The sequence below is a fragment of the Acinetobacter apis genome (assembly GCF_900197575.1).
In the GTDB taxonomy this organism is placed as follows: Bacteria; Pseudomonadota; Gammaproteobacteria; order Pseudomonadales; family Moraxellaceae; genus Acinetobacter; species Acinetobacter apis.
In genome coordinates this window covers 820919-833678 of sequence record NZ_FZLN01000001.1, presented here as the reverse complement: position 1 = coordinate 833678, position 12760 = coordinate 820919, and the positions used below count along the sequence as shown (strand labels likewise).

Here is a 12760-nt window from a genome sequence, read left to right as displayed (position 1 = left end):
AGACAGCATTGGTCCGTAAGGCTTAATAAATCAATTAAACCTAAATTTAAATACAAATAGATGAAAGAGGGAGAGGTTGTTACACCGCGAAACTCAAACCAAGACCAAACCATTGTTCAAATGAAGAACGTGTGGTTTGACTATAGGAGAGATAAATGCTGGTGTCTTTATTAAGATCAATACTCCAAATTGCTTGTAACCTTTTGCGCTCAGTTGCCGCTTTAAAGTATTCCAAGCCGATTCGTTGATCTGTTGAGATAGGCTTTGTGAGTGCAACAGCCCATACCAACTCATTTTTTTCTTCATGAGCCTGTGCCATGCCAAGGTTGACATCAAGCTGAGTATCACCATATAGATGATAAAATGAAAAGGGGATGTTTAAACTCCATACACTTACATTTTCATGTTGTTTAGGCTGATAAGAGCCGCTAACCGCCACACCAAAATGATCTGATAAATATAGGGTATGTTTAAGTTGTGCTGCCCAAGACGTACTTTGTTGCGCGTCAAAATTGACAGGCAAAGAAAGTTCAACTGTACCGAGTGTACAAGCGGGATTGATATTAAAATTTGTAGTTGATGCCTGAAAAAATTGGCTCACTTCAAGCTGGCAAGATTTTTCAGGGGTCGTTTGCGCATCATCAGTAATATATAGGGGCGTGGCTTTTGCATATTGCGCTGCAATAATGACCACAAGCATCCCAATATAAAATGACACTGTCATGATTGAGTGTAGCATGTCCTGTTCCTCATCGCTGAGGCGGAATTAGCCTAAGTGGATTAACTTAAAATGATGAGACAAATAGACAACACACAGGATCTGGATCTATCAGATGCAGGTACTGTACGTCCTATACTGTATTCATATTAAGTGATTGAATGTGGTGTGATAACAGCTATCTCATTGCAAGATAGCAGGGACCTAAATGTGGCGTTGCTATGTTTGCAAGATTAGTGCATCAGTGTGTAAAAATTACACCTAAACCTCGAACAACTTCCCACTGAGGGTCTCCGCATCTTTAAAAGTTGGCTCAAGTATACTGTCAAAAAAAATTTATACAATAGAATTTTGTTTGAAATTGGTGAAAATATAAAAAAAGAAATTAATATAATCTTTTTAAGCTAAATCAAAGGTTTAAATGATATTTATTCTTACTTTAATTCTTGCTATAGCCACTTTGTCACATCATGATCAGCGTAATTTACAGTGATTAGCATTTCTTTTGATATGAAAATACATTGCAAAACTCATTTAAAATCGCAACAAATCATTGCTTTTAACGTGCTTTGGATGATGATTAAATAATATATACAATGCGCATAGACCGTGTTCTATGCGCTGCATCGAATCAGATCATTGGATGTATTGCCAAGGTATGATGTATGAATAGATTTTTTGAGTTAACAATGAAATGAATAATAAATCTCAGCTCGGTTTTTTACTTGCTTTGGGTATCAGTTTATCTGGCTGTGTATCAGTTGCAAATTTTTCAGGTGCAGATTCAGCAACACTGAATGCAACTTCAGCACAAAGCTTTAGCAAGATGCAGCAAGAAGCGCAGCAAAAAGGCATTTTAGACACCACATCCAATACCTATCGCCGTATTTATGCCGTGATGGTACGTATGCAGCCTTATGCCAATCAGATGAATAAAACAGGGCAGCCATTTCAATGGCAATTGGCGGTACTTAAAGCCGATACAGTCAATGCTTATGTGGCACCTGGTGGTAAAGTGGTCTTTTATACAGGGATCGTGAACCGTTTAAACCTGACAGATGATGAAATTGCAGCCATTATGGGGCATGAAATGACCCATGCTTTAGAAGAACACTCTAAAAGCAAATTGGGCGCAGATACATTGACAAACTTAGCCATTAGCATTGGTAAAAGTTATGCAGGGCAAGGGATTGGCAGTTTTGGAAATGCCGCAATTGATTTGGGCAGCCAAGTGGGTGTAGGGTTACCATTCTCACGTAGTTTAGAAACTCGTGCAGACCATGGTGGTCTTATGCTGATGGCGCAAGCAGGTTATAATCCACAAGCGGCAATTACGTTATGGCAAAAGATGGATAAACTCTCTGCGTCTACAGGCGTGAGCTTTTTGTCTACTCACCCATCAAACAATCAACGTATTGAAGCCATGCGGAAGGATTTGCCTGCAGCATTGGCTGTTTATAATTCAAGACGACGCTAAGTAGATGAATGGACTGCATGGATCAAATGCAGTCCATGGCAACTTAGGGTGCAGGGTTGGGCTGTGTTTGATGTACTTTTTCAATATCTTCTAATACATCATCCGACAGTTCGATACGAAATGCATTAATATTTTCTTTTAACTGATCAAGTGTGGTGGCACCAATAATGGTACTGGTCACAAAAGGTTGTTGCTTAATAAAAGCCAAAGACAATTCAGTTAAAGTTAGACCATGTTTTTTTGCAACCTCGGCATAGGCGGCTGTTGCGCGAATTGCTTCAGGATTGGTATAGCGAGTAAAGCGTGAAAATTTAGTGATTCGACCATCTTCAGGTTGTGCGCCATTTAAGTATTTGCCCGTGAGCATGCCAAATGCCAATGGTGAATAGGCCAATAAGCCAATATTTTCACGGATAGATACTTCTGCAGAGCCAACTTCATAGGTACGATTCAGTAAATTATATGGATTTTGCACACTGACAAATTTTTGTAAGTTTAAACGTTCTGCAATCGCCAAGAATTTCATGATTCCCCATGGGGTTTCATTAGACAAGCCAATATGTTTAATTCTACCTTGTTGAATTTCTTGTCCTAATGCTTCAAGCGTCTCTTCAAAGCGTGTTAAATCAGTTTCTTGCTCTTTGGCATGGGCATAGCCTAATTTACCAAAAAAATTAGTTTGACGCTCAGGCCAATGTAGCTGATATAAGTCAATATAATCTGTATTTAAGCGCTGTAACGATTGGTCAAGTGCTTGGCGTAGGTGAGGGGCCACATAGCGTGTCTTTCCTTCACGAATATGACTACCACCATAGGCAGGTCCTGCAATTTTTGAGGCTAGAAATAATGCGTTACGTTGCGTTGGATTGGCTTTAATCCATTCGCCAATGATTGCTTCAGTTCGCCCTTGTGTTTCAACTTTAGGTGGCACAGGATACATTTCTGCGGTATCCCAAAAATAAATACCTTGATCAAGCGCATAATTTAATTGTTCAAAGGCTTCGGCTTGGGTATTTTGTTCGCCAAATGTCATCGTGCCTAAACAGATTTCTGGCAGTTCAATCCCGGTATCGGCTAAAGGATGAAATTTCATATGAATATGCCCCTGATGTATTTATTGAAGTTGATTTTTTTTAGTAAAAAAAAGCAAATCCGAAGATTTGCTTTTTAACTGAATTATTGGCTTGCTGCATCTTCATCGGATGAGTTTTCAAGCGCACTGTCATAAATTAAGATGGCTTTACCTTCGGTTTCAATCATGCCTTGTTCTTCAAGCGATTTTAAAACACGACCGACCATTTCACGCGAACAACCCACGATACGACCAATTTCTTGACGCGTAATACGGATTTGGCGACCATTTGGCAATAACATTGCAGCAGGTTGGTTGGCTAAGTCGATTAAACAGCGTGCAATACGACCTGTGACATCAATAAATGCTAAGTCTGTCATCTTGCGTGTTGTATTTTTTAGACGCTTAACAAGCTGAGAGAAAATCGCATAATTGAGATCAGGATAGCGAATGGTCAATTCAGTGAAGTTTTCATACGAAATTTCTGCAATTTCACAGATTTCACGTGTTCTCACTTCAGCAGTACGTTGCGGCTCATTTTCAAATAAACCCATTTCTCCAAAAAACTCGCCTGGGTTTAAGTAGGCTACAACGATTTCGCGGTCATCATCTTCACGAAGAATGACAGAGACCGACCCCTTTAAAATAAGATATAAAGAATTAGATTCTTTTCCTGCTTCAATAATAGCCGATCTTTTTGGGTAGCGATTGATATTTGCTCGTCGCAGTAATGCTTTCACCGATTCAGGGAGTTGATTAGGAGAGAATGCATCATTTACAAAAGGAAAAAAATTGGGTGCCATGATTCCTAGTTCCAAAAAGTAAAAAAGTAAAGACAATTGCTCATTATCTTCTAATAATTTGAGTTGATGAGGTCCTTGTAGATCAAAAGTGTAATAGGATAATGTATGTGTAGTAATTTATAGTTTTTTAAAGGGAGTTGCAATGCACTCAACAGTTCAATGGCTTGATAAAGTAGCATTTGAAGGCACATCAGAAAGTGGTCATCGTATCATTATGGATGGTGCACCTTCATATGGTGGTGAAAATCGTGGTGCACGACCTATGGAACTGATTTTAATGGGTTTAGGTGGTTGTGCATCATTTGATATTGTGACAATTTTAAAGAAATCACGACAAGATATTACAGATGTTCAATGTAAATTGTCAGCAGAACGTGCTGATAGTGTTCCTGCAGTGTTTACAAAAATACACTTATCTTTTATTGTGACTGGTAAAAATATTAAAGAAAAACAAGTCGCCAAAGCAGTTGAGCTTTCTGCAGAAAAATATTGCTCGGCAAGCAAGATGTTAACGGATGGCGGCGTTGAAATTACACATGATTTTAAAATTATTGAAGTTGCTGAATAAAGCAGCATTTATATTTATTTTTTAAACTCACAGATTATCTGTTTTTGAACAAGAATAAAAAAAACTAGCCACTAACGTGGCTAGTTTTTTGCTTAAAACTGGTAGTTAACCCGGACCAATACACTCCGAGGATTACCCGGTAAATCTGCTGAGCGCCAATATTTTTTATTGGTGACATTATTCATCGCTACAGTGAGGTTCCATGGTTGATGACTATAGCCAAGTGCAGCATCGATTCGGTTAAAACCTGCCACTTTATATTCATTACGGATATTATTATAAAATGACCCAACATAAGTGATGCCACTTTCTAAATATAACTGTTCTGTGGGTAAATAGCGTAAAAAGAGGTTTCCTGTATGTTTTGAAACAAGTGCTAAACGATTATTCATGTTTGCAGGATTTTCTTGGTCACTTTTAACTTTGGCATCGGTATAGCCATACCCACCACGAATAAATACATTATCAATTAAGCGGCCAATCATACTGAACTCAATGCCTCGAGATTTGTGTTTGCCTGCCACATTCCATAGATCTGGAAATTGCACAGCATCTGGACGGTAACGTATATTGTTTTTGGTTAATATGTATGCAGACAGCTGGGTGTTTAGACGTTGATTGAGCCAATCACTTTTGATGCCAATTTCGTATTGCGTATTGTATTGAGGTTCAGCATTAAAGGTCGCTAAATTTTGGTTGGCTGAAATGGCATTAATGCCACTAGAGCCGCCAAAGGGTGCAAAGCTCTTTCCATAAGATGCATAGATGCTGTGCTGATCATTGGGTTGATATATAAGTCCGATGCTTGGACTGAAACTCTCTCCATCAATGGTACGTTTATAATTTGCATGAGTATCACTTAATAGCTTATTGGTGGTTGAAGTTTGGTAGTAATCATATCTTCCGCTGAGCATGACTTTAAATCGATCATTCACATGAATCAAATCTTGTAGAAATATACCTAAACCTGTCGATTCATTATAGTTGTGCTGATTAATTCTTAATGGCCCTGTACCACGTGAACTTGTGCGTTCACCTGTGAGTGGGTTGACATAACCATAGATAAGAGAGCCATTTTGATTGGTATTGGCAAGACGTGGTTCACGTTCTTCATAGGTCCAATCTGATCCAAGCATGACCTGATGTTGGATTGCCCCTGTATCAAATGTACCTGTAATATCAAAGCTGTTGGTGGCAGTATTGTTGGTGGTCTGCTGCCAATAATAGGTTTGAGAAATTTGTCCGATGTGGCCCTGACAGCGTCGAAGGTTTGCGGCAGTTGCGGCTGTTTCACCATTACTGAGTGTTGTGTTGTTTGCGCAATATGCGCCTAAATAAAAATGATCAAAATTTTGTTCAGCTTGGCGATAGCTTAATGCCCAATGAAACTTCCAATTTGGTGCAAATTCGTATTTAACATCGGTACGGATGACTTGTAGCGTATCATCAACGCTGTCGCCATCTTGTGCATAACCGAGTTTGAATGATGTATTGGCAGGTAAAGTATATGCATAGGGACCGCGATCGGGTACACGGTGCAATTTGTCATAGGTATATTGTGTCGTCCATGTCAGTGTATGGTCATCATTTCGATAAGTTACACTTGGAGATGCCATGATTTGATCATTCGAAATACCTGATCGGAAACTGTGGGCATCACTATATTCAGTGGATAAACGAACAGCCCAATGATCGGACAACACCTGATTAAGATCAATGACGGTGCCATATTGATCCCATGAACCTGCATAAGCGCCGAGTGTACTTTTAGATTGAAAATTGGCGTATTTGCTGACCATATTGATTACACCACCACCCGCACTACGCCCATATAAGACTGAAGCTGGGCCTTTCAAAATCTCAACCCGTTCTACATTTGAGGTACTGCGACGAACCTGTCCACCTTCACGAATTCCATCTCGGTAAATATCGCCTGTGTCTGCATTAAAGCCACGAACCAAAATACCATCGCCACGCATATCATAGTTGGTCGAAACACCAGGTGTTCCTTGTAGCATGACACTCAAATCATTTGCACCATAGATTTTATACTTTTGTACATCAATGGTGTCGATGGTTTGAGGAATATCTTTTTTCTTGAGTCCATTACGTGTCACATTGGCTTCATTATAGTCAATATAACTTTTGATCGGATCAAGCTCACTCATGGCTTCAATTTTGATGCTTGGTAATGTGGCTGTTGCAGTTGGGTCAAATTCTACAGCAAATGCTGAGTTTGCTTGGAGTAGAAATAAGGTAAGTACACTGAGTTTAAAATAAGGAGAATAGAGCGTAGGCAAGTCACACCTCAAGTGATAGAAATAATCTAAAAGATAATCATTTACCTTTTTGAGGCTGCATTATATTCATAATTGATACATTATCTATCATTAATTTAATAAAATTGAAGTATTTGATGGTAGGTGGTTCTGAAATAGGCCATATAAGATGCTAACAACGCTATTATTTGGTTTAAAAGCGCCTCAACTGAAAACATCATGCTGATGTAGCACAGGCGCATAGATTTAAAACGTATATTATAAATAGCATTAACTTACGGCTGTTTATTGGCATTACGCAAATATTTGGTGTTGTCTTCACCATGCTTTAAACGGTAGAGCGTAGACGGAGAAACCCTTTGCCCATAAGCACCACGTTCTGGATTGTGGTGCAAGCTGTCATAAGGTGTAATGGTTTTCCACACTAGTGATTGATCATTATGGTTACGATACGTCACACTTGATGTACTTGTACTACTTGGAAAACCTTTTGCATCAAAAGATTCATTGGATAAGTCAACAGCCCAACGCTTAGCAACATACTGATTCATATCGAGTGGATTTGAATCAGTATGTTGCTTTGATGTTTTTCGATTACCACTTCCCAATGTACGTGGTGCATTGAAGTTTGGGTAAGGGTTAGTCATCTGTGTCCCTTGTTGTGGCAACACGCGGATCTCATTATCTTGTGCAAAGACCGGTTTAATTTGCATACTAAATAAACCAAGTAAAAAAAGTTTAAAGAGCGGAGTATATAACATATCCACTGAGCACCTCCTGCGCTGTCACTATATAGAGTAGATGATCATTATCACTTATTATGATTATTATATTCATAATTCATAAAAAGTGCATCACTTTTTAATAAAAGATAAATAATTTTGTGTTTCGATTTTAATTAAGCAGGACAGCTCTTGAAATATAATATAAAAATCCGCATATACTATAAGTAGTCTATCTATTTATATAATTTTTAATACATTGAAATATAACAAATATTATTGAAAATATTTTTTTTATCCCAATATAAGACCTAGATTAAAAAAATATTGAGGCATTGATATGCAATTTGAAAAATTTACAACCAGTTTAACCTCTGCATTGTCAGCAGCACAGTCACTTGCTGTTGGCAAAGACCATACATCAATTGATGGTATTCATCTTTTAAGTGTTTTACTTGAAGATGCTGCAAATTTAAGTTTGTTACAGCAAGCAGGTGCCGATTTACCTGCACTTAAAAGCAAACTTGAACAGGCCATACAAGATGCGCCAACGTTGTCTAATCCAACAGGTGAAGTGACTTTAAATGCAGAGGCAGTCAAAGCGCTGAATTTGGCAGATCGTCATGCTCAAAAATCAGGTGATGCATTTTTATCAACAGATTGGGTTTTGCTTGCTTTAACAGAAACGGGAAGTACACAAAAGCTGTTGTCACAAAGTGGTGTAACCACAGCAAAACTTCGTCAAGTGATTGATCATATTCGAGGTAGTGAAAAAGTGATGAGCGATAATTATGAAGCGCAACGTGATTCGTTGGCAAAATATACAGTGAATTTAACAGAGCGTGCCTTACTCGGTAAACTTGACCCTGTGATTGGTCGTGATGAAGAAATTCGTCGGACGATTCAAGTATTATCACGCCGTACTAAAAATAATCCAGTATTAATTGGTGAGCCAGGTGTAGGTAAAACTGCGATTGTTGAAGGTTTAGCACAGCGTATTATTAAAGGTGAAGTTCCTGAAGGCTTAAAAGGCAAACAGGTATTATCTTTGGATTTAGGTTCGTTATTGGCAGGTGCAAAGTATCGCGGTGAATTTGAAGAGCGTTTGAAAGCTTTATTAAATGATCTAGCCAAACAAAATGGCGAAGTTATTTTATTTATAGATGAGCTTCATACCTTGGTTGGTGCAGGTAAAACCGATGGTGCAATGGATGCAGGGAATATGCTAAAGCCTGCATTGGCGCGTGGTGAATTGCGCTGCGTTGGTGCAACAACCTTAGATGAATACCGTCAATACATCGAAAAAGATGCTGCACTTGAGCGCCGCTTCCAAAAAGTATTGGTTGATGAACCAAGTGTTGAAGATACAATTGCGATTTTACGTGGTCTTAAAGAGCGTTATGAAGTGCATCATGGTGTAAAAATTTTAGATGCGGCAATTATTGCTGCAGCTAAAATGTCGCAGCGGTATATTACCGACCGTCAATTGCCTGATAAAGCGATTGATTTAATTGATGAGGCTGCATCGCGCATAAAAATGGAAATTGATTCAAAACCTGAATCATTAGACCGTTTAGACCGCCGCATTATTCAGTTAAAAATGCAATTAGAAGCTGTAAAAAAAGATGAAGACAGTGGTAGCCAAGCGGAAGTAGATTATCTCACTCAGCAAATTAATGATTTGCAAAAAGAGTATGACAGTTTAGAAGAAGTATGGCGTAAAGAAAAAACCTTAGTCGAAGGCACTAAACAAGCACAGGTTAAGCTTGACCAAGCACGTATAGCTTTAGAAAAAGCACAGCGTGAAGGCGATTGGACGGAAGCAAGTCGCTTACAATATGGTTTAATTCCTGAGCTTGAGAAAGCTTTGGCACAAGAAGATGAATTGGCAGAAGATGCAGAAGAGCCAAAACTGATTCGTACCAAAGTGACTGAAAACGAAATTGCTGAAGTGGTGAGTGCAGCAACAGGTATTCCTGTCGCTAAAATGCTGCAAGGCGAGCGTGAAAAACTCTTAAATATGGAGAATTTTTTACATCAGCGCGTGGTTGGGCAAGAAGAAGCGGTTGTTGCAGTATCGAATGCGGTGCGCCGTTCAAGAGCAGGGTTGTCTGATCCTAATCGTCCAAGTGGTTCGTTTTTATTCTTGGGCTCAACAGGGGTTGGTAAAACTGAGTTGACCAAAGCATTGGCACAGTTTTTATTTGACACAGATGATGCCATGATTCGTATTGATATGAGCGAGTTCATGGAAAAACATGCTGTAAGTCGTTTGGTGGGTGCACCTCCAGGCTATGTAGGGTATGAAGAAGGTGGCTTATTGACAGAAGCGGTTCGTCGTAAACCTTATAGTGTCATTTTATTTGATGAGGTTGAAAAAGCACATCCCGATGTCTTTAATATTTTATTGCAGGTTTTAGATGATGGTCGTTTAACTGATTCGCAAGGCCGTGTGGTTGATTTTAAAAATACAGTGATTGTGATGACCTCTAACTTAGGTTCACAAGAGGTTCGTGAATTGGGCGAATCTGCGTCGGAAGATGAAGTACGCACAGTGGTGATGTCTGAAGTCAATCAGCATTTCCGTCCAGAATTCATTAACCGAATTGATGAAATTGTTGTATTCCACGGTTTGAAAAAATCACAAATCCGAGGTATTGCAGATATTCAGTTAAATCGTTTACGCCATCGTTTATCTGAGCGTGACATTGGTTTAACGATTGATGACAGTGCGTTTGATATTTTAGTGGATTCAGGGTTTGACCCTGTATATGGGGCACGCCCTTTAAAACGTGCCATTCAGCAACAAATAGAAAACCCATTGGCACAAAAGATTTTATCTGCAGATTTTGAGCCGCATGACCACATTATTGTTCAAGGCATTAACGGGCATTTAACGTTTAATAAGTTAAAACCAAGTTAATAAATAGAAGAGAAAATCCCAGCTCGAGTCGCTGGGATTTTTTTAATCTACAAATTTAGATAGCATAAATAGGTGAGATCAGACTATGATAAAGAGATCATTTTAACTGTATTTTGATAGGTTGTGATGGGTATGCGCTATATTTCATCTGAGCTGAATCATTTTATCAGTCGAATAAAATTATTTAGATCACTCATTAAAAAGCAAGATTTTAAAGCGGTTCAAAGGTATTACGAAAGAATTTATATTCGTTGGCTTGATCATTATTCATTGCCACAGACACGAGTAATGCGCTATGAAGATCCAATTGAGTTACGTGCTTTAGATGAGCTTTTTGTTGATTGTAATATAGATGATCGCGATGTTCTAAATACGCTGAATTTGTGGCATAAACAAGATGCTGGTTTTTTAAGTAGTGTTTTACTTGCAGAGTATTGGGCTGCTATTGCAAATGATGTGCAGCATCATCTGCCCATGCAACATACAACCAAGCAACGTTCAATTTTTGTGGATGTCAGTATTTATTGGTATTTGCACGCGATGTCGTTTATGTCACGTTGCCCAGATATTTATATCCGTATCCTTGAACTATTAATCAATACACATACTTCATATACCCCAACAGAAATCTATCAATTACAAACACTTCAACATATTAATTATTCAGCAGACAGCATCGAAAAGTTGTCAGATCTAGGTGGTGAACTGCCTTTAGCGCCCATCTCTCCTTGTTTAATTCAGCCAAATATTGATGCTGATACAACCAGTGCTTATTTATTTCAATGCAGTTTGGCACATCAACCTACTTTTTATGCCTATCGCCATTATGTTTTAAATATTTTAAAGTTAGATACCGACAGCTATCCTCTATTTGATTGTTTTTTATATAGTGATCAGTGTGATAAATTGCCAAATAGCGTGGTACAGCCTTTATATTGTGAGCGCTATTTACATGAGTTAGAGCGTTTACAGTATGACAATGCATTAGATGTAAATACCTTATTGCATGCAGAAGAGATCATTGATTATTTACATTCTTTGTCGATTGATCCTATACAGAAAGTTGATGTCTTTATTGCAGAAATCTGTTTTTACACAGACGTTATACACACCATGCAGGGTTTATCTGAGCCATTAAAAGAAATTATTTTTCATAAACTAGATGCCGCATATTATACATTGGTAGGTCAGCACCAAAATGGATTGCAACAAAAACTGAAGTCCCAAGAGCGTATTTTTCAATGTATTTTATTGTTTTACCAAAGTTGCTTTGAGCATCAAAAGCTCGCTTATTTAGAAAATTTTATTTTAAGAACTGCTGCCTGTAAGCGTAGTAGCTTTTTTATGTTGCTTTGGTATGCGTTGTCAGAATCAGGCAAATATAATTTATGTTTTGCACAGCTAGATATCGACTTAGCTTTGATTTTATCCACCGGATCACCTGCAAAAGTAGACATGCAAATTCAACAGGCTTGGTTGGCCCTGTGTGAGATTGGTGAACGACATATTATAGAAACCATGTTGCAAAAACTTGCAGAAGCTGGACACGCTCAAAGTATGATGCAAATGTATTGCTTATATTTGGGCTCACATGTGGATGGTTTATATGTACCACATCAGATGAATATTCAGAAAGCTGATTACTGGTTACAGCATGCGCTAGATCAAGAAGTGACAGCTGCTTATCTTGAGCAAGGCGAAAAATTATTGCAGCAAGTTTTAGACAACTACCCGCATATGGTCGATCGCGATATGATTCAAAGTGCATATACTTGGTTAGAAAAAGCGGTTAAACAGCATGACCATGCTGCATTTGTGCCTTATGCACACGCCATTTTTTTGGCTGAACCTACACAACGGGATTATATATTAACGGATTATTTACCCTATATTTTAGAACATCATTGTTTCACTAAAAAACATTTGGCACAGATTGCTTATATTTATGCATGTGCCAATTTATATGCTCAAGGTATGGCAAATAATATATATTTGGCACAGTATTGGAGCAAAAATGCACTGCAATTAGATCCGCAAACGAGGTATCAGGTACTCAGTGAACAAATTCATGTTCCGGAAGGGTTTGGTTTGGCAAAAATGAAATATAAAAAACAAATACAAAGCGCAAAAAATGCCATTCCTACTTGGATGAAATCAGTGATTCAACTGTACGAACGGCATTTAATTTTTTAAGGTTG

The 12760-nt window shown here is 38.3% G+C and carries 9 protein-coding genes; 4 read left to right on the top strand and 5 right to left on the bottom strand.

Annotation, left to right across the window (positions count from 1 at the left end):
- Positions 1-79: 79 nt before the first annotated feature.
- Positions 80-739 carry a hypothetical protein gene (locus CFY84_RS03850; RefSeq protein ID WP_143218756.1) on the bottom strand — a complete coding sequence of 220 codons (660 nt, stop codon included), beginning with the start codon at positions 737-739 and terminating at the stop codon, positions 80-82.
- Positions 740-1412: 673 nt separating this feature from the next.
- Between CFY84_RS03850 and CFY84_RS03845 the strand changes: the two genes are divergently transcribed.
- Positions 1413-2195: a M48 family metallopeptidase gene (locus CFY84_RS03845; protein ID WP_088822865.1), complete on the top strand. Its 783-nt coding sequence runs from the start codon at positions 1413-1415 to the stop codon at positions 2193-2195.
- Positions 2196-2238: 43 nt separating this feature from the next.
- Here the strand turns inward: CFY84_RS03845 and CFY84_RS03840 are convergent, their stop codons facing one another.
- Together CFY84_RS03840 and crp are read right to left on the bottom strand one after the other, a co-directional pair.
- The gene (locus CFY84_RS03840; protein WP_088822864.1) at positions 2239-3288 is read right to left on the bottom strand and encodes an NADP(H)-dependent aldo-keto reductase; all 1050 of its coding nucleotides are present in this window, start codon (positions 3286-3288) and stop codon (positions 2239-2241) included.
- Positions 3289-3371: 83 nt separating this feature from the next.
- Complete coding sequence (gene crp, locus CFY84_RS03835) at positions 3372-4070, bottom strand: cAMP-activated global transcriptional regulator CRP (RefSeq protein WP_088822863.1); 699 nt, start codon at positions 4068-4070, stop codon at positions 3372-3374.
- A 142-nt stretch (positions 4071-4212) separates the two neighbouring features.
- On the opposite strand from crp, the gene CFY84_RS03830 reads away from it, so the two are divergent.
- The gene (locus CFY84_RS03830) at positions 4213-4638 is read left to right on the top strand and encodes an OsmC family protein (RefSeq protein WP_088822862.1); all 426 of its coding nucleotides are present in this window, start codon (positions 4213-4215) and stop codon (positions 4636-4638) included.
- Positions 4639-4730: 92 nt separating this feature from the next.
- Here the strand turns inward: CFY84_RS03830 and CFY84_RS03825 are convergent, their stop codons facing one another.
- Both CFY84_RS03825 and CFY84_RS03820 read right to left on the bottom strand, forming a co-directional pair.
- Entirely contained in the window at positions 4731-6950 is a 2220-nt protein-coding gene (locus CFY84_RS03825; RefSeq protein WP_088822861.1) for a TonB-dependent receptor, read from the bottom strand.
- A 242-nt stretch (positions 6951-7192) separates the two neighbouring features.
- Positions 7193-7684: a hypothetical protein gene (locus CFY84_RS03820; protein ID WP_088822860.1), complete on the bottom strand. Its 492-nt coding sequence runs from the start codon at positions 7682-7684 to the stop codon at positions 7193-7195.
- Between the two features lie 295 nt (positions 7685-7979).
- Between CFY84_RS03820 and clpB the strand changes: the two genes are divergently transcribed.
- Both clpB and CFY84_RS03810 read left to right on the top strand, forming a co-directional pair.
- Entirely contained in the window at positions 7980-10562 is a 2583-nt protein-coding gene (gene clpB / locus CFY84_RS03815; protein WP_088822859.1) for an ATP-dependent chaperone ClpB, read from the top strand.
- Positions 10563-10694: 132 nt separating this feature from the next.
- Positions 10695-12755, top strand: a complete 2061-nt coding sequence (locus CFY84_RS03810) for an SEL1-like repeat protein (protein ID WP_143218755.1) — start codon at positions 10695-10697, stop codon at positions 12753-12755.
- Positions 12756-12760: the final 5 nt, after the last annotated feature.